The sequence below is a fragment of the Nonlabens spongiae genome, from assembly GCF_002117125.1.
Taxonomy (GTDB): domain Bacteria; phylum Bacteroidota; class Bacteroidia; order Flavobacteriales; family Flavobacteriaceae; genus Nonlabens; species Nonlabens spongiae.
In genome coordinates this window covers 2,564,455-2,589,018 of record NZ_CP019344.1, presented here as the reverse complement: position 1 = coordinate 2,589,018, position 24,564 = coordinate 2,564,455, and the positions used below count along the sequence as shown (strand labels likewise).

Sequence of the window (24,564 nt, the reverse complement as noted above, 5' to 3'; positions counted from 1 at the left end):
ATCTATTAAATAATTATACGGCAAATATACATCTAAGGTTTTTCAGGTAATTTTATGCCTAGTTATTTTTTAACTAAATATCATAAAGTGGAATTTAGCCGTAAATCGATATGTATTTCATCTAAAAATATGTTTGATAAGATAGGCATAACTTTTGTCTGTAACTGATTTTGTTATATTTGCGACTTACTTAAGCCAAAAGCAATGAATAACCCAATGAAAATTTTTATTGCAATTCTGTTAGTCTTTACCTGTTTTACAAATAGCAGTAAGGCACAGAATGGATACACCCATGAGATAGGTGTATTCTTTGGCCCTGTGGCATTTCAAAGTGATTATGGTGAGCGTGGTGATTTTGACACTAATTCAGGGAACGTTGGAATAGGCGGAGGATTTGTACACTATCTAAACTTTCCCTACGCTTTTGATTCTTATTTTAATGATCATTTTAAAATAAGGACTGAAATCAGCTATCATGTTACCACCTTAAATAATTATGGTCCTACATCTGAGTCTCCTCGTTTAGGGGGTCGCCAACTCAGAGAGATGGAAGGTAAGGCTAAGGTTTTTGAAATAGGACCTAGTCTAGAATATCATTTTAACAGTATTAGAGATTTTGAGGCGGGACAAAGTAAATTTTCTCCTTTTGTAAGTTTAGGTGTGCATTACGTAAATTTTGCTCCTGAAGCAACAAGTACACTGGGACCGTTAAACAACCCGGTCACCACATTTTCCACATTTCTCGATCGTATAGACACCTCTCCTGGTAGCACGATATCTGTGGTAGGAGATATAGGATTTAGATATAAGATCAATAGATCTAATGATCTCATTCTAAGTTCAAAATGGCACTACTATTTAGATAACTATGTAGATGGGCTGAGCCCAGACAACCCTAACAACAGAGCGAATGACTGGATCTGGTGGGTTAACATAGGTTACGTCTATTACTTGGATTTCTTCTAGAATTACATCCTCAGAATTACATCCTCTATCTTATAAGCTACGTATTTTTCAGTTCAATAGTTGGATCCCAAACGATTTGATCAAATTCTTGAATTTGATCATTTACAACTTTGACACCTTCACTCTCAAGTAATTGTTGCATAAGGTTAGTGCCTGGGAAATGGTGTTTACCTGTCAGCACACCTATTCTATTAACTACTCTATGAGTAGGAATATCATCTCTATCAACAGCAGCTGTCATCGCATATCCTACTACTCGACTACTTCGCGGAGCTCCTAGATATCGAGCTACTAAACCATAGCTTGTAACTCTTCCGCAAGGAACTTGAGCAACTACCTCATAAACTCGTAAAAAAAAGTCTTTCTCCATTTAAAAGCTTCTTATCGCCGTAAAAATGGCAATACCTAAAGTTAAAAGAGATATTATGTAATTGGTATTCTTAGCAAACTTGTTAGAATTGAAACCTAATCTTTCAATATACTTTGCATATAAAAACATCATTGCGAAGGTTCCAACAGCCGCACTCAGAATGAATAAATGAGCATAAGGAAAACTATAGCTAAACAACTCTCTGCTAGCTAAAAATGAACTGAATCCAATATAGAAAGGAACAGGAAAAATGTTCAGTACAGATAGAAGCATACCCTGACTAATCATTTTAGCACCGTGAGTTTTATCATCGATATTCGCTTTGGCCGGTTCTATATATCTCACGGCTTTTACAAAGAAAAATATAGAAATGGCTAAAAAAATGATAACTGAAAAACGCTCCATAATTTGCAGAACGTGCTCATTTTCTGTGATAAGACGTGAAAAGAAAACGCCCAGATAAACTTGACCTACCACAACGATACAGGCTCCAACTATGAAATATATGGCAGACTCAAAACTCTTAGAGATTCTGATTTTTGCTGCTGTAAGATTCAAAAGCCCAGGAGGAATGATCCCCACAAAACCTACCAGAAAACCCAATACAATATGCTGCAAAGAAATCAAGCTCTCAATTTGAACCTAAGATAGGTAATCTTTTTATTCTGTTCTAGATACTGTTGTTCGTAAAATGTTTGAGTTCCGACAACATCTTCAGGAGCCTCGTTATTTTTATAAATATCGTGATGAGCATATGAAATCTCCTCCCCAAGCCCCTGTAATAGGCCTAAAGTATAACCAAACATGAATTCTGAATCAGTTTTTAAATTCATGTACCCTCCTTTCTTGATAATCTTTCTGTATTTATCAAGAAAATCAGGGTTAGTCATTCTATGTTTAGTACGTTGATATTTAATTTGGGGATCAGGAAATGTGATCCATATCTCACTAATCTCTTCATGCCCAAACACATAATCGACCAATTCTATTTGTGTCCTTAAGAATCTCACATTAGGTAAGTTTTCTTCCAGAGCCGTTTTGGCTCCACGCCAGAATCTCGCTCCCTTGATATCTATTCCTATGTAGTTGATGTTTGGATTCTTTCGCGCAAGCGCAATTGTGTATTCTCCTTTACCACATCCTAGCTCCAGGCAGATGGGATTAGTATTGCCAAATTCTTGTTGCCAGCGTCCTTTTAATTTAAACCCCTCAAGAACTTCTTCCCTGGTAGGTTGAATGACGTTATCAAATGTTTCATTTTCTTTGAATCGCTTTAATTTATTCTTACTTCCCAAAACATTTATTTAATAGTTCAATAACGCTGTACAAATATACTGGATACATGTGCCTTTGTATATTTATAAATGCATATGAATAAGAATATTTTAGTTGCTCCTCTGAACTGGGGATTAGGTCATGCTACGAGATGTGTTCCCATAATTAGAGCCATCATCGATTCAGCTAACAATCCTATTATCGCAAGTGATGGTAATGCGCTACTCTATTTAAAAAAGGAGTTTCCTAATTTAACATTTGTTGAGTTACCTTCTTATAATATTTCATATCCACTTAACGGCAATCACTTTAAATTGAAATTGCTCAAGGATTCACCTAAAATCTGGAGCGCCCTAAGAAGTGAGCACACCCGGCTGAAGACTATTATTCAAGAGTACGCAATAGACCTTGTCATATCTGATAACAGACTAGGTTTATTTTCTGACATAGTCCCTACTGTTTTCATAACACATCAACTTAATGTGCTGAGTGGAAGTACTACGTGGTTAAGCACACAGCTCCACGCACATTTTATCAAGAAGTTTAATTATTGCTGGATTCCAGATTATGAGGAAAATACTCTTGCCGGAAGGCTAAGTAATTCTGAAAATTTAAAAATTGACAAAGTGTACATAGGACCACTATCAAGACTATCGTATACCCAATCAACAAAATTTAAATATGATCTTTTGATTCTATTGTCTGGACCTGAACCACAACGTACCGTATTAGAAAATAAGTTACGCAAACAATTAGTAGGTTATACTGGTAAAGTGCTATTTGTTTCAGGTAAAATGCAAGGAAAACAAAAAGTAAAAAAAGTAGGTAAAATTACCTATTATAATTATCTGACTGCTTCTGGAATTCAAAAAGCCTTAGATCGTAGTAAGATTGTCTTATGTAGAAGTGGTTATTCAACTATAATGGATTTGCATCAACTGCGTAAGAAAGCTTTTTTCATACCGACTCCAGGGCAATTTGAACAAGAATATCTCGCTGAATATTTAGAGGACAAAAAAATCGCCCCATATTCTTCACAAGATGAATTTACTATCCAGTTGCTTAGTAAAGTCGATGATTATAATGGGTTTTCTATCAGTCAGTCTTTTTCAACCTCAACGTCGATATCTTCTACTCTGGAAGAAGCCTTTTCAAGGGTAAATGAAAATTCAGAACCTATACCCAATTCACTATCTACATAAATACGTTCATCATGAGCCTCGACAATATGTTTTACTATTGCTAGGCCCAGACCTGAACCACCTTCTTTGCGTGAACCCGTACGATCTACTCTAAAGAATCTTTCAAACAGTCGAGGAATAAATTCTGATTTAATCCCCTCACCATTATCCGTAACCCTTATGATAACCTTATTGTTGATCAAGTCTTCAACAGCAATTTCTGTGGTACCATTTTCCTTACCGTATTTAATGGAATTCACGACGAGGTTTGCAATAACTTGCTGGATACGCTCTTTATCTGCATAGACATATATCGGCTCTTTATAGTCTAGATCAAATACGAGTGAGATTTTCTTTCTGGCAGATTTCATCTCAAATTGTTCAAAAACTTGAGATATGAGGGCCACTATGTCAAAACGCTCCTTATCTAAACTTAGATCTCCCACCTCTAGCTTAGTGATCATATCCATGTCATTAACAATATAGGTAAGACGTTCTACTCCTTTTTGAGCTCGATCCAGATATTTTTTACGGATTACCTTGTCCTTGTGCGCCCCATCGATCAAGGTATCTATATAACCCTGGACTGTAAATAAAGGGGTTTTCAACTCATGCGAGATATTACCTAAAAACTCTTTTCTATATGCTTCCCTTACTTGAAGTGTTTCAATCTCAATTTTCTTTTTTCGAGCAAATTGCTCCACCTGCCTCGTAAGAGATTTCATGTCAGTGGCGATTTTTTTATCGTCAAAGGTGGATTCTTCTAGCAAACTGACATCTTCATATATTTTTTTGATCCGCCTATATATGAAACGTTGTACTCTAAATTGAATGATGAGAAACGAACTAAGAAATATGGCTGACACAGCTGCCAAAATTCCAACAGCAGGCATTTCATCAAAAACTAAATAAGAATATGATGATATGATTGCGGTAGCAACGATAGTAATGTAGAAGGAAGATCTAAAAGCAAAACGATAGCTACGGCGATTACCTACAGGACTATTTGACATACTTATAGCCTACTCCTTTCACCGTTTTGAATTTCTTATCTCCTAGTTTTTCACGCAATTTTCTAATATGCACGTCTATGGTCCGCCCCCCTACTACGACTTCATTACCCCATACGATCTCAAGGATTTCTTCACGTTTGAAGACCTTTCCTGGCTTTGAAGTTAAAAGTGATAATAGCTCAAACTCCTTTCTGGGAAGTAGGATCTCGTCCTTTTTATAAATGATTTTATACTGGTCCTTATCAATAACAAGGTCACCTACTTTAACAACATTTGAATCGCTTTGATTACTACCTGTATTTCTACGCAGTAGAGATTTTACCTTTGAAACGAGAACCCTAGGCTTGATAGGCTTAGTAATATAATCGTCTGCCCCTGCGTCAAATCCAGCGATCATGCTATAATCCTCACCTCGAGCAGTAAGGAAGGTAACGATAGTGCCGTCCAGCTCAGGCATTTTTCTCATACGCTCACACGCCTCAATTCCATCCATAACTGGCATCATAACATCTAGTATTACCAGATCAGGGTGGTGTTTCTTTGCCTTTTTCAGGGCTTTCTCACCGTTTTCAGCGGTGAAAACTTGATAACCTTCATTTTTGAGGTTGTAACTGACAATCTCTAAGATATCTGGTTCATCATCTACCAGTAGGATTTTCGCTTTGACTTCGCTCATTTATTACTTAAACATTAAACTCTAAAATTAAATAGAAAATTACGATTGTGTGTTAGCATACGGTTAACCCATGGTCAAGGCTGCGTAATCTATTCTTTTTAAAATCTAGGTTCAATTTCTATACAACAGAAGTAAATTCTCGCTTTCGCGAAAGCGAAACAACCACCTACAATACTCTAAATTTAAATGTTATTATAACATTAAATACAATTTCTTGAACAGTTACTGCGAGACCGTCTTCCTATATTTGTAAAAATTTCAATTATTATGAAACAAATTTACTTATGGATGCTGCTTCTTGTTTCAGCAACCACTTTTGCCCAACAACCTATTATTACTACCATTGTGGATGGTGACTGTAGTGGTGGAAATCCAAAGCTCCTTGAAATTTATGCTCAAGGCGCAGTTGATTTTTCTAACTATTCTCTTGAGAATGAGACTAATTCCAATACTAGTTTCGGAAATTCATTTTCTCTTTCTGGATTAGGAACCGTAATCGATGATTTCGTATACATTACCACTTCAGGTAGCGCAACTGCCCTTGCTAGTGAATTCCCAAGCCTATCTAATGCAAATATTGTTACTACTGGTACGATGAGCGTTAATGGTGACGATAGACTGAGAATTGTAGATGCTCAAATGAATGTTGTGGATCAGTTTGGAGTTTCGGGAGTTCGTGGTACAGGTGAGTCATGGGAATACTCAGACTCCTTTGCAAAGAGAATAGACGGTACTGGTCCTGATGCTGGATTCAACGAGGCAAACTGGACCTTTGGTGGTGCAGGAGTCTTAGATGGATTAGGTACGTGTCAAAGTGGAGCTCAAACATATGAAACTTTGATAGGTGGAGTAGGCACTTACTCAACTACAGCAAATACAAATCCTACAATTAACGTAAGTGGTCCAGTAACAGGTCTTGATTATTTTGAAACTCAGGGACCTTCTGATGAGGGTACGCTGTCAGTTTCAGGTCGTAACTTGACTGCTGATATCGTAATAACTGTACCGTCAACTGATTTTGAGATTTCTGAAACTTCAGGCGGTACTTTCTCACAGAGCATTACCCTTCAACAGCAAGCTGGTGATGTTGCAGCTACTACAATTTATGTAAGACTTGCCGGAGGATTGCAGTCAGCGACATACACTGAGGACATAACTTTTGTGTCTGGTGGCGCTACAACTCAAACTGTAACAGTAGCGGGCCAGGTGTCTCCTAATGATCCAGATGTGTTCATTTCAGGAAATGCAGATGGTTTGACTTACAATGAAGGGAATGGACCTTCATCAGAAGATGCTTTTGCAATAGGTGGTAGATTTTTAACTGACGCTAACGTAGTTGTAAGTGTGCCAGCTCCATTTGAAATTTCACTGACTACAGGTGGGACTTTCTCGCAAACTGTGAACGTACCAGTTGATGGAAATGGCGAAGTGGATTTTGTAGATGTTTTCATCAGACTAGCCGCAGGTCAAACTGCGGGTCAATACAGTGAAGACGTAAGTGCTTCTGCAAATGGAGATACTGCGACACTCACTGTAACTGGAGAGGTATTCCCAGCTGCAAACTGTCCTAACGTAGGTAACTTGATCATTACAGAGATCATGCAAAACCCTTCTGCGGTAGGTGATAGTGATGGAGAATATTTTGAAGTTTACAATACTTCTTCTGCAAGTATCGATCTACAAAGCTTCATCTTAAAAGATTCTTCTTCCACAAGTGAAGAACACACTATCGCTTCTTCAGTTATTGTACCAGCAAACGGTTATGTTGTCCTAGGTAATAATGCTGACTTTGCAAGTAATGGCGGTGTCAACGTAGATTACGAGTATTCAGGAAACTATTTTTTAGGCAATGGTACAGATGACATCGTATTAGAATGTGGTGGAACTACTATAGATCAGGTAGAATGGGATAATGGTGCTACATTTCCAGATCCTAATGGTGCAAGTATGGAACTAGCTCAAAGTGTCGTGACTGGACCTAATGCCGCTGCTCTCAATGATGATGGAGCAAATTGGGGTACTGCCACAAGTGCTTATGGAGATGGTGACCTTGGTACCCCTGGAGCTGCAAACGACTTTACCCTTTCAAATGATAGCTTTGATAATGTAAGCTTCAAGTTATATCCTAACCCAGTTAGTGGTAGCACGGTAAACATTGAAACAGCTCACAATGAGAGTGTTAATGTATCTGTATATTCATTACTAGGTAAACAAGTACTTAACGTGAAGGATGTAAGTAGAACATTTAACGTGTCAGCTCTTGATGCAGGTGTATATCTGGTAACAATTACTCAGGGAGAGCAGTCTCAAACTCGTAAATTGATCGTTAAGTAAGATCTTAAACCTACTTTTTACATAAGCAGTGTGGCTCTATAGTCACGCTGCTTTTTTATATACTTTTGTCCTAAACCTACAGCGTTGCAATTTCCCATTTTTGAAATAGCTAGTGATCGTGAGTTTCAAAAACTAGCGCTTGATATCTATAAATATCAACGGGATCACAATCCTATCTACGACACCTACTGTTCCCATTTAAATGTGGGTAGTATCGATAGTCTGGAGCAAATACCTTTCTTACCTATTTCCTTTTTCAAAAAGTTCAAGATCTCAACAGAGACAGATACGGTCGAAAAAGAATTTACCAGTAGCGGTACGACTGGGAGCAACACCTCAACACATTATCTTACAAATTTATCCGTTTATGATCAGAGTCTTGACGTGAGTTTCAGATCATTTTATGGAAACCATGAGGATTATGTTGTTTTGGCATTATTACCACATTATTTAGAGCGAACCGGCTCTTCACTGGTTTACATGGCACAACGCTGGATCGATAAAAGCACAAATGCACACAGTGGATTTTATCTGGATGAGTTGTCTACGCTTTCGCGAAAGCTGAACCTTCTAAAATCATCTTCAAAAAAAATCATCCTCATAGGCGTGACCTTTGCCTTACTAGAGCTCGCCGAAAAATTCCCAAGCGACGTCAGTAACCTCACGATTATTGAAACTGGTGGTATGAAAGGCTTGCGCAAAGAGATCGTGAAGCAAGAACTTCACGGCATACTGAGAAAATCTTTTCCCAATGCCCAAATTCAAAGTGAATACGGTATGACGGAGCTACTTTCTCAAGCCTATGCGTTTAATGGGTTACACTTTACAACACCATCCTGGATGAAAGTGGTCGCAAGAGATACAAACGACCCTCTACAAATCATAGATCATGGCAAAACGGGAGGATTAAACGTAATCGATCTAGCAAATTATAACTCATGCCCCTTTGTCGCTACACAAGATCTATGTAAAACCCACAAAAGCGGAACTTTTGAGGTCTTGGGACGCTTTGACCAGTCTGACGTGAGAGGTTGTAACTTGATGGCCGTACCTAGCTGATTTTATTTTAGAACCACCAGAAAATAAGATCGTTTTCCTCGCTGGAGAAGTACAAAACTCCCAGCAATGATATCATCAGCTGTAATCATCTTATCTGCATCGATCTTATTTTTATTGACGCTCAAACTGTTTTCCTTTAACGCGCGGCGTACCTCAGCATTTGATTTTAAAAAGCCGGTGGTCTCGTTGCAAAACGTAACAATGTCTTGACCTTCTTCTACAATACTGCGATCAATTTCAGTTTGTGGTACTCCTTCAAAAATATCTAATAAGGTCTCTGCATCCATTTTACTCCATTGCTCAGGACTTACTTTTTTAGAGAATAATATAGATGAGGCTTCAACTGCATTGTCAAAAGCTTCTCTACCGTGTACCATCACGGTTACCTCTTCAGCAAGCTTTTTCTGCAGTTGGCGTCTTCCTGGAGCTTCTTGGTGGGTTTTAATCAGCTCTTCAACTGTTTCTTTATCTAGGAAAGTAAACACTTTAATGAAGTTCTTAGCATCTTCATCCGTAGCGTTGAACCAAAACTGGTAAAATCTATAGACACTTGTTTTATCGGCATCCAGCCAGATGTTTCCTTGTTCAGTTTTACCAAACTTAGTCCCATCTGCCTTTGTGATCAATGGTGTGGTTAGTGCATAAGCTTTACCCTGCACTTTTCTCCTGATCAATTCGGTACCCGTAGTAATATTTCCCCACTGGTCGCTACCGCCTATTTGAAGTTTACAGTTTTCCTTCTCATAAAGGTGCAAGAAATCATAACCTTGAAAGAGCTGGTAGGTGAACTCTGTAAAGCTCATGCCTTCTCCTTCACCGGCAACACGCTTTTTTACCGAGTCCTTGGCCATCATGTAATTTACTGTGATGTGCTTACCTATATCGCGTGCAAAGTCTATCAAGCTGAAATCTTTCATCCAGTCATAATTGTTCACTAGCAAAGCTCGATTTTCCTTCTCACCACCTTCAAAGTCGATGAATCTGCTCAAAACCTTTTTGACACCTTGTATGTTCTTGTCTAAAATATCTTGAGTAAGCAAGTTGCGCTCTGCGCTCTTACCGCTGGGATCACCTATCATACCGGTAGCACCACCCACAAGAGCGATGGGACGATGCCCAGATTTTTGTAGATGCATCAACAAAATGATCTGAACCATGCTCCCTATGTGCAGGGAGTCAGCCGTAGGATCAAAACCTATATAGCCCGTCACTACCTCATTTTTAAGCAATTCCTCAGTCTCTGGCATGATATCGTGAATCATACCTCTCCATCTCAACTCTTCTACAAAATTATAGGCCATCTCAAAGTCTTTTTAAGACCCGCAAAGATATAGCTTTGACTATTTTCTGTGGTATGGACATCGAGGTATTGCTTACTTTTACAGCATGGTTTTAATAACTGGGGCAACAGGCCTGGTCGGGTCTCATTTATTGTATCGCTTTCGCGAAAGCGCAACCACCACCATCGCGCTATACCGAGAAAAGGAAAGCATAGACAAAACAAGACAGGTCTTTGAAAGCTATGATCCCAGCCACAGTAAACTGGTCGATGACTTCATCTGGAAAAAGGCTGATATTCTGGACCTACCAGCGCTAGAAGGTGCTTTTAAGGGTGTGAGACACGTCTATCACTGTGCAGCAACGTTAAGTGCTTCTTCTTTTCATGTGATGAAACGCATAAATATCACCGGAACTGAAAATGTAATCAATGTTGCGCTGGCACATGGAGTTGAAAAATTCTGTCATGTGAGTAGTATCGCGGCATTAGGAGAACCTGTGGGAGATCGCGCAACAACTGAAGAAGATTTTTTTAATCTTGATGGTATTAATACAGATTATGCGATCTCAAAATATGGCGCTGAGATGGAAGCATGGCGTGCGACTCAGGAGGGAATGGATGTAGTGATAGTCAACCCTGGAGTTATTCTAGGGGAAGGCAACTGGAATGAGGGTTCTGGACAGCTATTTGAAAAGTCTTTCAAAGGAAATAGATTTTACACCTCAGGAAGTAGTGGCTTTGTAGACGTGAGAGATGTGGTAAAAGTCATGCATCAACTTATGAATGCAGATATCACAAATGAGCGATTCATACTTGTTTCTGAAAACCTATCATACAAGAAATTATTGAGCGCTATTGCGGTATCTTTTGGGAAGAAAACTCCCTCTATCAGGCTAGGTAAAGTAGTTCTTTACTTTGTTTCTGTAATAAGTTATATAGGTTATATCCTAGGACTCAACAAAAAATTCAAGATCTCAGTGATTCATAGTTTGATATCAAAAACCAATTACGACAACAGTAAAATTCTTCAATTTCTGGAAGAAGATTTCACACCTCTGGATCGAAGTATCGATCGCATCTCAAGCTATTATAAAGCTAAGCGTCTACCTTAAGTAATTTTTTATCCAGTTGTATTAGAGAATCAGAAGGTTTCTTTTCGTTTTTATCCTTCATCCTTTTGAGGCTGTCTTTAAGACGTTGCTCCTCTACTTTTAGCTTTCCTTCTTCCAGCACATCTTTTTTGATTTTCTCAAGTTTAGTCTGGACCAGTTCTAAAAGCTGGACATACTCGTCTGCCCTGTCTGCGTAGTAGTAAAAGTTTTTTTGATAGCTCAAACTATCCATACCATACTTATCGTAAAGAAAAGAATCAGGTTTTATTCCCGTATTTAAAAATGAGCGCCTATTTATACTTTGAGTACCTTCAATGAGATACATGTCTACCAATATATCAGACATCTTATCTTCTCCAAAAAATGGATCTGGCTTCTCAGTACGCTCTATATTTTGACAAGAATGTAACGCCAGTAATATAATCACTATGTGCCAAGGGTTTCTCATCGGTCGAAAGCTAGCTCTTCTGCAAACTTCTGTTCTGTTACCTTGAAGTTTTGATAGGCAATATTTCCATTTACAAATGTATGCGTGATACGGCTCTTAAAAGTCACTCCTTCAAATGGGGACCAACCACATTTTGCAAGAACATTTTCTTTAGTAACAGTCCATGGATTATTAGTATCTACCAGTACTAAATCTGCTTTGTAGCCAGGTCTTATAAATCCGCGATCCTTTATGTCAAAAAGTATCGCAGGATTATGACACATTTTTTGAACTACTTTTTGGATAGTGATCTTCTCATCGTGAACAAATTGCAACATTGCAGGTAGAGCATGTTGAACTAGAGGCCCACCGCTGGGACAACTCAAGTAAGGATTTTTTTTCTCCTCTAGAGTATGCGGCGCATGATCTGTTGCAATTACATCTATGCGATCGTCAAGCAGCGCCTTCCATAATTGATCACGGTCTTTGGAACTTTTTACGGCTGGATTCCATTTTATGTGAGATCCTTTTGCTGCATATTGCTCATCTGTAAACCACAGGTGGTGAATACAAACCTCTGAAGTGATCTGCTTTTCTTTGAGAGGTAATTTATTCCCAAAAAGCTGAGTCTCTTTACCCGTGGATAAATGAAATACATGAATACGAGCTCCAGTTTGTTTTGCGAGTTTAATAGCGCTTGAACTGCTTAAATAACAAGCCTCCACATCCCTAATTATAGGATGCTGGTCCATAGGAATCTCCTCGCCATATTTATCAATAGCCTTTTGAAGATTCTTTTTTATCGTAGCCTCATCCTCACAATGGAGAGCAATGCGCAGCTTGACATTTGAGAAAATCTTCTTGAGGATTTCTTGATTATCTACCAGCATATTCCCAGTAGAAGAACCTAAGAATATTTTGAGGGCAGGGACTCTAGAGGTATCCATTTTAAGGATTTCGTCTAGGTTATCATTTGACCCACCAAACATGAAGGAATAGTTTGCATAACTATCGCTGGCGGCGGTTTTCATTTTATTTTCCCACTCTTCTACTGTTATAGTTTGTGGGTTGGTGTTGGGCATTTCCATATAGGAGGTAATACCTCCAGCTACCGCAGCGGCACTTTCTGAAGCAATGGTCGCCTTGTGAGTCAATCCCGGTTCTCTAAAATGCACTTGATCATCTATAACTCCAGGAAGCAGGTGTTTACCCTCTGCATCGATGATGTGGGTATTACCATCTTTTGCGCTGATACTTTCTGCGACCTCCTTAATACGATCGCCTTCTATGAAGACATCACCCTCCATTAGGATGCCTTCATTAACGATTTTAGCGTTTTTGATTAGGGTCTTTTTCATATCTGCAAAGTTCCAAAAAGGCTTTTGATCTTCATAAATAAAACGCCTGTAATTGCTTCCTGAATGATACCTCCATGCATCTTTGACTTACCTCTGCTCCTATCTGTAAATATTACTGGGACTTCAACAATTTTGGCATCCAAGAGGTACGACTTGAACTTCAATTCAATCTGGAATGCGTATCCTATGAATTTAATCTTGTCTAGGTTGATCTTTCGCAAAAGCGAAGACCTATAACACACAAATCCAGCGGTAGTATCCTTTATGTCCATTCTTGTGATCCACTGTACATATTTTGATGCAAAATAAGACATAAGCACCCTAGACATGGGCCAATTAACGACGTTAACGCCAGTGACGTATCTACTGCCTATAACGAGATCAGCTTCATTTTCAATGCAGGCTTTATGAAGTATCGGCACATCTTCTGGATTATGGGAGAAGTCTGCATCCATTTCAAAGATGTAATCGTAATTTCTCTTGAGAGCCCATTTAAAACCGTGGATGTAAGCGGTTCCCAAGCCGTCTTTAGACTTTCTGGATTCAAGGTATAAACGACCTTTATAGTCAGTAAGTAAATTTGTGACGATCGTAGCAGTACCATCTGGAGAGTTATCATCTACCACCAGGACATGAAGATCTGAATAAGGATCTAATAGAGCCTTGATGATTAATTCAATGTTTTCATGTTCATTGAAAGTAGGGATGATAACAAGTGTATCCTTCATGGGGTGGCAAAAATAACCAATTAACCGAGCTGAATGTACAACGGTTTTTAAAGTGTCTTATTTTTGCACGCATGCTGCAAACTGCAATTAGAGCAACGAATGGAGGTGACTGGATGCTACTGATTTTGGCAGTTGCGTTTTTCGTAATATGTGTATCAGAATACAGTTCTTCACGTGGAATATTGAACACGTGGTATCGCTATTCCATAAAAGTAGATACACTTTTGAAAGAAGTCAAAGAGTTACCTAAGGTCACTTTATCACTCTATGGTAGGCTGACTGTCTATTTGCTTGCAGCCGCACTGGTCATTTTCAGCTATTTTAAACGGAATGATTTAAATTATGAAGATGATCTCAAGGGATTTCTCTTAGTTTTTGTAGCTTTCATCATCTTTCATTTGGTAAAGCATTATTTATCAAAATTAATTTCCAACCTTCTCAAAATTGAAGACTTATACAATGCACTAAGTTATTTAAAAAGCTATCACTTCGGCTTATTAGGGTATTTCATATGGTTGACCTTCCTTGTTTTTGTAGTGTCTGGAGGTGAATTTTCCCAGGATATTTTTTTTGGGATCGTACTAGTGGCGTGGGTTTTAAATGCAATGACCATCATATTCAGGTCGTTAACATTATTTGGTATTAAACCGTATCATTATATTGTTTACCTTTGCACCCTTGAAATTCTACCCTATTTAGTTTTCATTAAGATACTTATAGGCTGATTTCTCAAAAAAAGCGAGATTATGAAAGTGAAGACAATTTTAGTTTCCCAGCCTGAACCTAAAATGGAAAATTCTCCTTATCAAAACCTTGTGGATCGAACCAAGGTTAAAATTGATTTCCGCTCATTTATTCATGTTGAGGGAGCCACTTCTAAGCAGGTGAGAGAACAAAAAATCGACTTAAAGGACTTCACAGCGATTATTCTAACCAGTCGAAATGCCGTTGACCATTTTTTCAGAGTTGCTGAAGAAATGCGCTATAAAATTTCAGATGACCTTAAATATTTCTGTCAGAGTGAGGCGGTTGCTTATTACCTACAGAAATATGTTGTTTATAGAAAGCGTAAGATCTATGTGGGTAAACGCACGTTTCCAGAATTAATACCGTTGATCAAAAAACATAAGAATGAGAAATTTCTAGTCCCTAGTTCTGATAAACTTAAAGATACCGTTCCAGATGAACTTAATAAAGTAGGTGTTAAATGGAAGAGTGGTGTTTTCTTCAGAACTGTGATAAGCGATTTATCTGATCTTGCTGACGTCAAATATGATGTTCTCGTATTCTTCAGTCCTAGTGGAATTGAATCGCTTTTTCAAAACTTTCCAGATTTCACTCAAGAACAGACACGTATTGCCGTGTTTGGCAATACAACCATGAAAGCTGCTGAAGATATGGGATTGCGTGTGGACATACAGGCACCCACTCCAGAATCACCTTCTATGACAATGGCTATTGAAAACTATATCAAGTCAGCAAAATAGTCACTCAGATTTAATCTAAAACAAAAAATGTCTCGTGGAATCACGAGACATTTTTTGTATAGAAAGATATGGAGCTCTTTCCTAAAGTTTAATAGGTGGCCCCCAGCAAGTGTCTCCTCTGAGGCTTCATCTTTGAACTGCTCAAAGTTTTTCATGAAGAATTGTCTCAATTTTTCAGCAGTTTCATAATAACCCTTGTCATTGTTCCATGATTTACGAGGACTCAACACCTCTGTAGGAACATTAGGACAGGTTCTAGGTTGATGTAAACCAAACATGGAATGAATGTGGTAGTTCCCTTTATTTGCCTCTTCCAGTGATCCATCTAATGCAGCATTGATCATGGCTCGAGTATGTTTTAAAGGCATGCGGTGTCCTACCCCATAAGGGCCTCCAGTCCAGCCGGTGTTAACTAGCCAAACCGTAACTCCATTCTCCTTCATTTTTTTACTCAACATCTCTGCATATACGGTAGGGTGAAGTGGCATAAATGGCGCACCGAAACAAGCAGAGAAGCTAGGCAATGGCTCGTTTACGCCAGCTTCTGTACCAGCAACCTTTGCAGTATAGCCACTAATGAAATGGTAAGCAGCCTGACCTGGTGTCAATTTCGATATAGGAGGCAAAACACCAAAAGCGTCAGCCGTTAGGAAAAAGATGTTTTTTGGATTCTTACCTACAGATGGTTCTTTTATATTGTCAATATGATAGATAGGGTAACTCACTCGTGTATTTTGAGTAATGCTGGTATCTGCAAAATCTACGGATTTATCATCATTCAGTTTGACATTTTCCAAGATTGCACCGGGCTTAATAGCGTTGAAGATTTCAGGTTCGCCTTTTGGATCAAGGTTGATTACTTTAGCATAACAGCCTCCTTCAAAATTAAAAACATCGTTTTCTGAGGTCCAGCCATGCTCATCGTCTCCTATTAATTCTCTATTTGGATCAGTTGAGAGTGTTGTCTTACCAGTTCCGCTCAATCCAAAAAATATGGCCGTATTTCCATCTCCCCCTACGTTTGCACTGCAGTGCATAGGTAAAGTATTTTTAAATACTGGTAGAATAAAATTTAGTGCGCTGAAAATACCTTTTTTGATTTCACCTGTATATCCGGTTCCACCGATCAATGCAGTTTTCTTAGAAAAATTCAGAATCGCAAAATTATGTTGACGTGTTCCATCGCGTTCTGGATCTGCCATAAAACCTGGAGCATTGATTACTGTCCATTCTGGATCAAAACCGTTTAATTCCTCTTCAGATGGTCTTATGAACATATTATAGGCAAACATGTTGCTCCAGGGGTACTCATTGATAACCCTTAAATTCATTCTGTAATCTTCATGTGCACAGGCATAAGCATCTCTCACAAAAAGTTCCTTTCCATCTAAATACTCCAAAACCCTTTTCTCTAAAGCGTCAAATCTTGAAGACTCGAAGGGTATGTTAATGTTTCCCCACCAGATTCGTTCCTCGGTGACTTTATCCTTGACGATAAAGCGGTCCATGGGAGATCTACCTGTGAACTCACCTGTATTGATAACTAGAGTTCCGTTATCAGTCTCTTCCCCTCCATAACTGGAGACGGTGCGCTGTTGAAGTTCTTCTGGCGATAATTGGTAATTGATTTTGGAGTTTTTAATTCCGAGCTTTTCTAACGAAATCGATTTCGTAATTAAGGCATTTGAACCCATCATGTGGTTTTTAAAAGAGTTTATGCAAAAATATGCATCTTATTTAACCCACGGCTAATAATTTCTGCCTTTATGTTTAATAGATTTAAAAATGATGAATCCCCAAGTAATTATCAGCAAAAGACCTCCTATAGGTGTAACCGGTCCTAGAAATTTGATGTCTAAATTCACTAGCGGTGAAAGTACAAGCCCGTAGATACTGAAGGAAAATAGTAAAATACCTGCCACAAAACCATATAATATCAACTTCTGAGTCCTTAAGGAACCTAGGTTGACTTGAGAAAAAATCAAAAGAGCAAGGGCGTGATAGACCTGATACCGTACTCCCGTTTCAAAGCTGCCAAGTTGCTCTGAATTTAAAATCTCTTTAAGCGCGTGTGCGCCTAGCGCTCCAAAAACTACCGCAATTATCATAAAAATGCTTCCTGCCAAAATAAATTTACGCTCCATTAGTGCTTATTCTTATTAAATCATAACTTCGGCAAAACTACAAATTAAGTATGCGCAATATTCTAGTTATCGGTGCGGGAAAATCTACCGGAGTACTCATCAATTATTTATTATCTAAAGCCTCAGAAGAAAAACTTCATATCACATTAGGTGATCTCAACAAAGACCAGGCTCAGGAATTATTAGGAGCTAATGCACACTCAACTGCAATTGCTCTAGATGTATTCAATGCAGAAGAACGTTATGCCGCAATAGATAATGCTGACATGGTTATCTCCATGTTACCCGCCAGATTTCATATAGAAGCTGCTCGTGATTGTGTAAAATTGGGTAAAAATCTGGTAACTGCAAGTTATGTAAGTCCTGAAATGCAAGATCTTGACGCATATGTAAGAGAAAAAGGACTCATTTTTATGAATGAAATAGGAGTCGATCCAGGTATCGACCACATGAGTGCCATGCAGGTCATAGATCGCATCAAGTCAGAAAATGGAAAAATGCTCTTATTTGAATCCTTTACCGGTGGACTTGTAGCTCCTGAACATGATGATAACCTATGGAAATATAAATTCACATGGAACCCTAGGAACGTTGTGGTAGCAGGTCAGGGTGGTGCAGCAAAATTTATCCAAGAAAAAAAATACAAATACATTCCTTACCACCGCCTTTTTCGTAGAACCGAGTTTCTGGATGTGGAAGGCTACGGTCGCTTTGAAGCCTATGCAAATCGCAACAGTCTTAAATATCGAGAGGCTTATGGATTAGAGGACATCAACACTTTATACCGAGGAACCATGCGCAGACCTGGTTTCAGTAAAGCATGGAACATGTTTGTGCAGCTGGGTATGACAGACGACACTTATGCGCTCGAGGATTCTGAGAACATGAGTTACCGTGATTTTGTGAACAGTTTTCTCCCTTATTCACCTACTGATAGTGTAGAACTCAAAATGCGTCACGAGTTGCGCATTGATCAAGATGACATCATGTGGGAGAAGCTGGAGGAGCTGGACCTTTTCAATCCACAAAAGAAAACAGGACTTAAAAATACCACTCCGGCACAGTTTCTTCAAAAAATTCTTGAGGATTCATGGACGCTGAAAAAAGGCGAAAAAGACATGATCGTAATGTATCATAAATTTGGTTACGAGCTCGATGGCAAACGCAAGCAAATAGATAGCACCATGGTTTGCCTGGGTGATGGTGATCGTGAAACCGCCATGGCAAAAACCGTAGGACTACCCGTTGGTATGGCAGCACTTCGTATTTTGAACAGGGAATTTACCGAGCCCGGCGTGCAGATTCCTTTATCAGAAAATGTGTACGGTCCTATTTTAAAAGAACTAGAAGAATATGGTATTCGCTTTCGCGAAAGCGAAGTCACCTACACAGGCTATAATACTTTGAGTTTGTAGTGTTAGGATCTTCTACTTCCCATAAAAATGGAAATAAAGTAAAGAAGTGTGGCTAAAGACCCTATGGCAGCAACTAAATAAGTACGTGCCGCCCATTTTAAAGCATCTTTTGCGCCATCATGCTCTTCTCTTGTGACCATATTGCGCTCTTCCAGCCATGCCAGCGCTCTCTTGCTAGCGTCATATTCTACAGGTAAAGTGATAAAGGCAAATAAAGTTCCCAAGGCATAAAGGACGATACCAGCAAGGAAGACATAGGTCCCAAAAAATGCATTGGCAGCAAGTAGTGCGATACCTCCTATAATGACCCACTGAGAAAACCTAGAGGCAACACTCACTACAGGAACTAATTTTGAACGCATGGTCAGCCAGTTATAAGCTGTAGCATGTTGTACAGCGTGGCCTACCTCGTGGGCAGCGACTGCTGCGGCAGCGGCGTTGCGTTCATGATAAACGACCTCACTCAGGTTCACGGTCTTGTCTTTGGGATTATAGTGGTCAGTAAGCTGACCTCTTGTTGAAATGACCTGAACATCAGTTATGCCATTGTCACGCAACATCTTTTCAGCGATTTCCTTGCCGCTCATACCATTGCGCAATCGTAGTTTTGAATAGTGTCTGAACTTAGACTTCAATTTTTGACTTACCAGCGTGCTGACCAGCATGACCAGCCCGATGATTATATAGTAACCCATCATATCGACAGAATAATTTTAGAATTAGAGACTAAAATTACTATGAAGCCTCAATAACTTATGCTAAGCTTGCTATAAAAATATTAGGAACTCTATCGATCAAACGACCAGTTCATGATATCTGTTCTAATACCTACATTGAGCCAAAGTGTAGACTCATCAACCACACGTACGTTATCTATTTCAGGACTCGTACTGCGGTAGATCAACTGCCCGAAAACCTTCAATCGGCTTGCTGGATTGATTACATAACCTGCCTCTAGTTGTCCAAAAAGATAATCGGTTTTATTTCCTTGCGCTACAGTATTTCCATTATCAGAAATTCTGTCAAATTCTGAGCGATAAATGTTGCCTCCATAATAAGCAGTATCTCCTGCAGTAAGTCGGTCATAACCGCGGTTTCCATAAATAGCTTTTGCTATTCCATACCAGCGATCCTTTACATATCTCCCTATAAATATGAGCTCGTTAAAATTGGCTCCCCAGGGATGTGCCAGTGCTTGATTTGTATTTCCATAATTAAGTACAATCGTATTATGCGAGTACGTGTATGGCCTTACCCGGTTAAATTCTCCCTGCAGCATCAAATTGTCGATTCCCAAGGCATTTTGCCATTTTACGCCCAGTTGAAAGGCATTTTTATTCCGGTAATTTCCATCGCCACTCAATACAGATGAGGTTCTCAATTCATCAAAAACAAGCTGACCGTAGCCCGTGATCTCATCAGTAAACTTATATTTTGCTGTTGCGCCCAGCATGGCGTTTCCACCTCTACTATTTGTTTGCAGTTCTATAGTTTGATAGAATATCAACGGGTTTACATAGTTTAAATCAAATCCCCTTTTATCGTCCCTGCGCCACAACACGCTTTCAAAAACGCCAATATTGAGACGTTCCGTGACGTTGTAACTCAAATAATGGTGAACCATATACTTTTGCAACCATGATCTCGTAGAGGTTTCCTCTGTATTCACGTCTTGCAACGAGGTATATAGAACGGTATAATCCAGCTTCCAGAATTTTGCGTTCAACTTAAAATAAGGGTAGGGTTGAGAATTATCGCTTAGGACCAGAGACCTGTATCCATCACCTATAAAGTTCTGACCGTGACCCAACTGTAAATCAAAATATTTGCTGGGCTTAAAGTTCACGTATCCTGTGGTGACGGGATAATCAAAGACATTCTCACCTCCATCTTCTGCAATTCCTCGACCAGGTACTACACCTGGCGTACCTGTAGGAGTTCTGCGCAACCGTACTTCACCCTCAAAATAGCCTGGAAAACGAGCTTGTGACTCTTGAATCGTAGCGCCAAAGGTTATTTGCTTACCTATTCCCCCATTGAGGTACACCAGTCTTGTATTGTTATAGGTGGTGATATCTTGATCATTATCGCGACCCACCTGTAAATCAACACCCGGATCGAGAACAAACCAATAGTCTTTACCAGCAACTTCAAAAAAATGCTCGTTGTGCCATTTTTTACCCAGCCAGGTTGTTTTGTCCTTTAACAGGCTCTCACGTTCTGCCTCGAGATCAAAGTATTGAGAAACATATTTGTATGTGTAGGGCTTGACTGCTGTATGAGCGTTGTTCCCTATTTTATTCATGCCGGCCTCGTAGCGGTGATATCTTTGGTAGGATAGCGGTATCAATGCTTCAGACCTTAGTTCTTGCCCGTCATACTGGTTGGATAAGATGTTGTTGTAATTGTTTGCCGCTTTCGCGAAAGCGATACTATCCTCACGCATCTCTTCATATTCAGATTCTTGTGCTTGAGACTTATACCTTACATCAGTAAACCTACCATTTTCTTTCAAAGGAACTTGAACCCTCAAGATGAAAGGCATGAAGATAGGATCTGCATTATAGGTCGCCGGCTTAATTTGCGGCAGCTTTTCAAAAGCGTCTTGGACGGCTTGTTTATAGGCTGCGGTCGCTCCATCAATTCTTATAGGTACAAATTTACCTTCTTGATCCACCTCAAACCGCACGACTACTTCTGAATTACCTGCCACCACACCTTCTGGTGATTCATAATTTGCGTAGAGTTCGCTGTAAAGGTTCTGGTAGAAACAATTCTCAAGATCAAGTCTTGCCAAGTTCTCGCAATCTGGAAAAACGGGATAGCGCTCATTATCATCCTGCGCGTACAAACCGAGGGAAAATATAAGAGCGAAACAGAAAAGTAATTTTTTCATAGTATCTACGTGATGTGGTGCGAAGATACTTTGAATTAAAATATTGACACTTTTGTGTCATAAAAGAGCCCTCTTAAAAAAGAAGGCTCTGGAAATTGAATATGTTATTTGATCTGGGCGATCAATCATTAACTCGATACACAATGGGTAGCGTATAGGTCACATTCACCGGCTCGCCATTCATTTTACCAGGAGTTATTTTCGGCAATCTAGAAATCACTTGTCTTGCCTCTCGTTCTAGTTCCTTATTAGGCGCCTGGATCTGAATATCCTGTATTTCTCCATTTACATTAATGGTGAACATGACTGAAATACGCACTTGATCGCGACCATTCAAATTATCTGTATGACTTGTATCAAACCAGCGCTGGACAAATTTTCCCATTTTTAGATTTAGGCATTCAATGCGATCTTCTCGATCTAGACTACTGCTACACCCGGGAAATAAAGGAACTTCTGAAACGATATTTACGTTTGAGGTGGCTGGTCCAGAAGGTTTAGAGTCGACTGTATCAGAAATACCTGTTTCTATAGGAGAACTATCATCTGGTCCAGATTCTACGGCATTGAGCTGGTCAGCAAAGCTATCATCTGCGGTGTTATCGATTACTGGTGGTTTGGTAACGTCTACTTTGTGCTCGACGGGAGGAGTTGGTTTTTTCTCAACAGCCTTTTTAACCGTTTGCTTAGGCTCGCTTTTAGCAATGCGGTACTCGCCCATGTTTGACTCCGTTTTGAGGGTTTTGGTGGTATAGGTGGAAGTCGTGTTTTCTTTAACCTGAGTGTTTAGCTCTACAATTAAGTAAATGGTCAGAACCGATAAACAGAAGCCTAAAAGAAAATTGACGGTCTTGTTCACCTTTGTGTTAATCGCTTTTTTTGAAGCTACACGATCCAACTCTCTGGGTGTTGCAGCACCCGTGTTGTTAAAATTGCTCATAATTAATGGTTTAAATGTTATTATTTTAAACCATTCTCAAAGGTCGTACCGTTTTGTGTATCAGGCTGATTTTGAACCGAATTAATAAAATTTAATCTCATCGGTAACTCAAGGGATTAAACTTCAAAATTAGATTTATATGACTTACACTTAGGAAGCTCAAAACAAACTGACCCTAAAACCAAAAAACCCGAGCCTTGCGACTCGGGTTCTATAATATTCTATTATAAGAAATTAATCTTGTACTTGGAAGATAATCGGTAGTGCGTAGATTACACCTACTGGCTTACCACGTTGCATCCCTGGAGTCATTTTAGGCAGCTTTTGGATTACACGAGCTGCTTCTTGTTTCAATCTAGGGTGCTTAGCAGCACTTTGGATTCCTACTACATTTCCTTTTGAATCAATCTTGAACTGAACGTTAATTTTTTGACGACCATCAAGACCCAACTCGTTGGCAAGACCTGTATCAAACTCACGGTTTACAAATCGCGTGATTTTCTCACTCATGCACTTCTTACGATCTGCGTTTGTTTTCATATCCTCGCAACCAGGGTAGATCGGCACATTTTCAATAATGGCAAAAGGGACATCAGCAATTACTTCTTCAGGTCCAGCCTCTTCAGCTACGTCTTCTACCTCTACGATTTCTTCTTCGATATCGGTTTCAGTGTCTTCAATGATCACCTCTTCAATCTCCACATCATTTTCAACTACCTCGATTACTTCAGGAGCTGGTGGCGGTGGAGGTGGAGGTGGAGGTGTTTCTAACATTTGAGTAATAGGGATTTCTTCCTCAATTACTGGCTCTTCATAAACTACAACTTCTGGCTCTTCTTCAATAGTTACTGTCTCATATTCAAGACCTTGCCAAGCCACGAGAAGCATAAACGCTAACCCTGTCAGGGCATAAAGCGTTATGTTTTTTCTCAAGTCTGCCGACTCTGATTTCTTTTTTTCCATAATAGATTATGATTTAAAGGCTAAAAATAGGTAATAGTTGATGATTTATAAAGCATTCTTTTTTGAAGACTTGATGAAAAGCATATCAATTAAGAACAAAATTACTGTTGCAAATAAGATGCCAATTGTATTTGCCAATATATCATCCCACTCCATAGATCGATTTTTGACTAAATAACCTTGAGCCAGTTCAATCACGGAGCCTATGACAAAGCATAGAGTAGCTGCTCCAATAACAATGCTCCTTTCAAATGTCAATAAATCTGTCCATAACATTCTTTTTGCAGAGAATTGGGTCGACAGATACCGGTTCTTAAAGAATAAAAACCAGGATAGCATCAGTAAAAGATAAGCGATTAAATGATAGATTTTATCAGTGTAGTCTTCAAATACAATAGGTACATCAGGATTTGCCGTAAGTGATCCATAGATCACGACCGTTGTTAACAGAGGGGCGCAAAAACTGAGCAGCCTGGACATGTATTATCCTACTAACTCTTTGTAGGCATCAGCTGACAATAATTCTTCTATTTCTGATGCGTCAGAAAATTTGATCTTGATCATCCAGCCAGCTCCATAAGGATCAGAGTTTACTAACTCTGGCTCATCTTCTAGAGTTTCATTGAATTCCACAATTTCACCAGTAAGTGGCAAGAACAAATCTGAAACTGTTTTCACAGCTTCAACAGTTCCAAAGACCTCTTCTTGATCAAGGGTTTCATCAACGGTTTCTACCTCAACATAAACGATATCACCTAGCTCTCCCTGAGCAAAATCAGTGATTCCTACTGTTGCGGTACCTCCTTCTATTTTGATCCACTCGTGATCTTTAGTGTATCTTAAATCTGCTGGAATATTCATGTGTACAATTTAAAAGGGTAAAAGTACTATTTATGAAATGGAATTACTAGCTGTTGAGTTGTAAAAGATGAAGTCAACGT

General features: G+C 39.2%; 25 protein-coding genes. 8 read left to right on the top strand and 17 right to left on the bottom strand.

Translation table 11 applies throughout. The annotated features are described in order from the left end of the window. The first annotated feature begins 204 nt into the window (after nucleotides 1-204). Complete coding sequence (locus tag BST97_RS11860) at nucleotides 205-966, top strand: THC0290_0291 family protein (RefSeq protein ID WP_085767439.1); 762 nt, start codon at nucleotides 205-207, stop codon at nucleotides 964-966. Nucleotides 967-1,003: 37 nt separating this feature from the next. Here the strand turns inward: BST97_RS11860 and BST97_RS11855 are convergent, their stop codons facing one another. From BST97_RS11855 to trmB, 3 genes are read right to left on the bottom strand one after another with little or no spacing between them, the layout of a single operon-like run. Next, a complete protein-coding gene (locus BST97_RS11855) occupies nucleotides 1,004-1,336 on the bottom strand; it encodes an MGMT family protein (protein WP_085767438.1) in 333 nt (110 codons plus the stop codon). Beyond that, nucleotides 1,337-1,963, bottom strand: coding sequence for a LysE family transporter (locus BST97_RS11850; RefSeq protein WP_085767437.1), 627 nt, complete (start codon nucleotides 1,961-1,963; stop codon nucleotides 1,337-1,339). It lies immediately after the preceding gene. Then, nucleotides 1,960-2,631: a tRNA (guanosine(46)-N7)-methyltransferase TrmB gene (gene trmB, locus BST97_RS11845; protein ID WP_085767436.1), complete on the bottom strand. Its 672-nt coding sequence runs from the start codon at nucleotides 2,629-2,631 to the stop codon at nucleotides 1,960-1,962. The genes BST97_RS11850 and trmB overlap by 4 nt, the downstream gene beginning before the upstream one ends. Before the next feature lie 75 nt (nucleotides 2,632-2,706). Between trmB and BST97_RS11840 the strand changes: the two genes are divergently transcribed. Then, nucleotides 2,707-3,813, top strand: coding sequence for a glycosyltransferase (locus BST97_RS11840; RefSeq protein WP_245833562.1), 1,107 nt, complete (start codon nucleotides 2,707-2,709; stop codon nucleotides 3,811-3,813). Here the strand turns inward: BST97_RS11840 and BST97_RS11835 are convergent. Both BST97_RS11835 and BST97_RS11830 read right to left on the bottom strand, forming a co-directional pair. Further along, nucleotides 3,711-4,805, bottom strand: coding sequence for a sensor histidine kinase (locus tag BST97_RS11835; RefSeq protein ID WP_085767434.1), 1,095 nt, complete (start codon nucleotides 4,803-4,805; stop codon nucleotides 3,711-3,713). The two genes, BST97_RS11840 and BST97_RS11835, sit on opposite strands and share 103 nt — an antisense overlap. Beyond that, nucleotides 4,795-5,481: a response regulator transcription factor gene (locus tag BST97_RS11830; protein WP_085767433.1), complete on the bottom strand. Its 687-nt coding sequence runs from the start codon at nucleotides 5,479-5,481 to the stop codon at nucleotides 4,795-4,797. The genes BST97_RS11835 and BST97_RS11830 overlap by 11 nt, the downstream gene beginning before the upstream one ends. Before the next feature lie 267 nt (nucleotides 5,482-5,748). On the opposite strand from BST97_RS11830, the gene BST97_RS11825 reads away from it, so the two are divergent. Further along, complete coding sequence (locus tag BST97_RS11825) at nucleotides 5,749-7,815, top strand: lamin tail domain-containing protein (RefSeq protein ID WP_085767432.1); 2,067 nt, start codon at nucleotides 5,749-5,751, stop codon at nucleotides 7,813-7,815. 84 nt (nucleotides 7,816-7,899) lie between these two features. Beyond that, a complete protein-coding gene (locus BST97_RS11820; protein ID WP_085767431.1) occupies nucleotides 7,900-8,874 on the top strand; it encodes a LuxE/PaaK family acyltransferase in 975 nt (324 codons plus the stop codon). Between the two features lie 2 nt (nucleotides 8,875-8,876). Here BST97_RS11820 and tyrS read toward each other — a convergent pair whose 3' ends face one another. Next, a complete protein-coding gene (gene tyrS / locus BST97_RS11815) occupies nucleotides 8,877-10,175 on the bottom strand; it encodes a tyrosine--tRNA ligase (protein WP_085767430.1) in 1,299 nt (432 codons plus the stop codon). 85 nt (nucleotides 10,176-10,260) lie between these two features. On the opposite strand from tyrS, the gene BST97_RS11810 reads away from it, so the two are divergent. After that, a complete protein-coding gene (locus BST97_RS11810) occupies nucleotides 10,261-11,265 on the top strand; it encodes an NAD-dependent epimerase/dehydratase family protein (RefSeq protein ID WP_085767429.1) in 1,005 nt (334 codons plus the stop codon). Here BST97_RS11810 and BST97_RS11805 read toward each other — a convergent pair. Genes BST97_RS11805 through BST97_RS11795 form a run of 3 tightly spaced genes read right to left on the bottom strand, consistent with a single transcriptional unit; the run spans nucleotide 11,249 to nucleotide 13,778 of the window. After that, nucleotides 11,249-11,713, bottom strand: coding sequence for a DUF4296 domain-containing protein (locus tag BST97_RS11805; RefSeq protein ID WP_085767428.1), 465 nt, complete (start codon nucleotides 11,711-11,713; stop codon nucleotides 11,249-11,251). The two genes, BST97_RS11810 and BST97_RS11805, sit on opposite strands and share 17 nt — an antisense overlap. Next, entirely contained in the window at nucleotides 11,710-13,050 is a 1,341-nt protein-coding gene (locus BST97_RS11800) for a dihydroorotase (RefSeq protein ID WP_085767427.1), read from the bottom strand. The genes BST97_RS11805 and BST97_RS11800 overlap by 4 nt, the downstream gene beginning before the upstream one ends. After that, nucleotides 13,047-13,778 (bottom strand): polyprenol monophosphomannose synthase, encoded by a 732-nt coding sequence (locus BST97_RS11795; protein ID WP_085767426.1) that lies wholly within the window; start codon nucleotides 13,776-13,778, stop codon nucleotides 13,047-13,049. Before BST97_RS11795 ends, BST97_RS11800 begins: the two co-directional genes overlap by 4 nt. Before the next feature lie 71 nt (nucleotides 13,779-13,849). Between BST97_RS11795 and BST97_RS11790 the strand changes: the two genes are divergently transcribed. Continuing rightward, nucleotides 13,850-14,503 (top strand): DUF4271 domain-containing protein, encoded by a 654-nt coding sequence (locus BST97_RS11790; RefSeq protein ID WP_085767425.1) that lies wholly within the window; start codon nucleotides 13,850-13,852, stop codon nucleotides 14,501-14,503. Between the two features lie 21 nt (nucleotides 14,504-14,524). Beyond that, entirely contained in the window at nucleotides 14,525-15,265 is a 741-nt protein-coding gene (locus BST97_RS11785) for a uroporphyrinogen-III synthase (RefSeq protein WP_085767424.1), read from the top strand. Here the strand turns inward: BST97_RS11785 and pckA are convergent. Both pckA and BST97_RS11775 read right to left on the bottom strand, forming a co-directional pair. Then, nucleotides 15,244-16,959, bottom strand: a complete 1,716-nt coding sequence (gene pckA, locus BST97_RS11780) for a phosphoenolpyruvate carboxykinase (ATP) (RefSeq protein WP_085767423.1) — start codon at nucleotides 16,957-16,959, stop codon at nucleotides 15,244-15,246. The two genes, BST97_RS11785 and pckA, sit on opposite strands and share 22 nt — an antisense overlap. A gap of 54 nt (nucleotides 16,960-17,013) precedes the next feature. After that, a complete protein-coding gene (locus tag BST97_RS11775) occupies nucleotides 17,014-17,409 on the bottom strand; it encodes a DUF423 domain-containing protein (RefSeq protein WP_085767422.1) in 396 nt (131 codons plus the stop codon). Nucleotides 17,410-17,459: 50 nt separating this feature from the next. Between BST97_RS11775 and BST97_RS11770 the strand changes: the two genes are divergently transcribed. Further along, a complete protein-coding gene (locus BST97_RS11770; RefSeq protein WP_085767421.1) occupies nucleotides 17,460-18,824 on the top strand; it encodes a saccharopine dehydrogenase family protein in 1,365 nt (454 codons plus the stop codon). Nucleotides 18,825-18,826: 2 nt separating this feature from the next. Here the strand turns inward: BST97_RS11770 and BST97_RS11765 are convergent, their stop codons facing one another. The 6 genes from BST97_RS11765 to gcvH all read right to left on the bottom strand — a co-directional run bounded on the left by BST97_RS11765 (nucleotide 18,827) and on the right by gcvH (nucleotide 24,484). Beyond that, entirely contained in the window at nucleotides 18,827-19,522 is a 696-nt protein-coding gene (locus BST97_RS11765; RefSeq protein WP_085767420.1) for a zinc metallopeptidase, read from the bottom strand. Nucleotides 19,523-19,611: 89 nt separating this feature from the next. Continuing rightward, nucleotides 19,612-21,720, bottom strand: coding sequence for an energy transducer TonB (locus BST97_RS11760; protein WP_211277432.1), 2,109 nt, complete (start codon nucleotides 21,718-21,720; stop codon nucleotides 19,612-19,614). A gap of 121 nt (nucleotides 21,721-21,841) precedes the next feature. Next, nucleotides 21,842-22,660, bottom strand: a complete 819-nt coding sequence (locus tag BST97_RS11755; protein WP_085767419.1) for an energy transducer TonB — start codon at nucleotides 22,658-22,660, stop codon at nucleotides 21,842-21,844. A 234-nt stretch (nucleotides 22,661-22,894) separates the two neighbouring features. Continuing rightward, the gene (locus BST97_RS11750) at nucleotides 22,895-23,623 is read right to left on the bottom strand and encodes an energy transducer TonB (RefSeq protein WP_085767418.1); all 729 of its coding nucleotides are present in this window, start codon (nucleotides 23,621-23,623) and stop codon (nucleotides 22,895-22,897) included. Between the two features lie 45 nt (nucleotides 23,624-23,668). Beyond that, nucleotides 23,669-24,103 carry a VanZ family protein gene (locus BST97_RS11745; protein WP_085767417.1) on the bottom strand — a complete coding sequence of 145 codons (435 nt, stop codon included), beginning with the start codon at nucleotides 24,101-24,103 and terminating at the stop codon, nucleotides 23,669-23,671. Nucleotides 24,104-24,106: 3 nt separating this feature from the next. Then, complete coding sequence (gene gcvH / locus BST97_RS11740) at nucleotides 24,107-24,484, bottom strand: glycine cleavage system protein GcvH (RefSeq protein ID WP_085767416.1); 378 nt, start codon at nucleotides 24,482-24,484, stop codon at nucleotides 24,107-24,109. Between the last annotated feature and the right edge of the window lie 80 nt (nucleotides 24,485-24,564).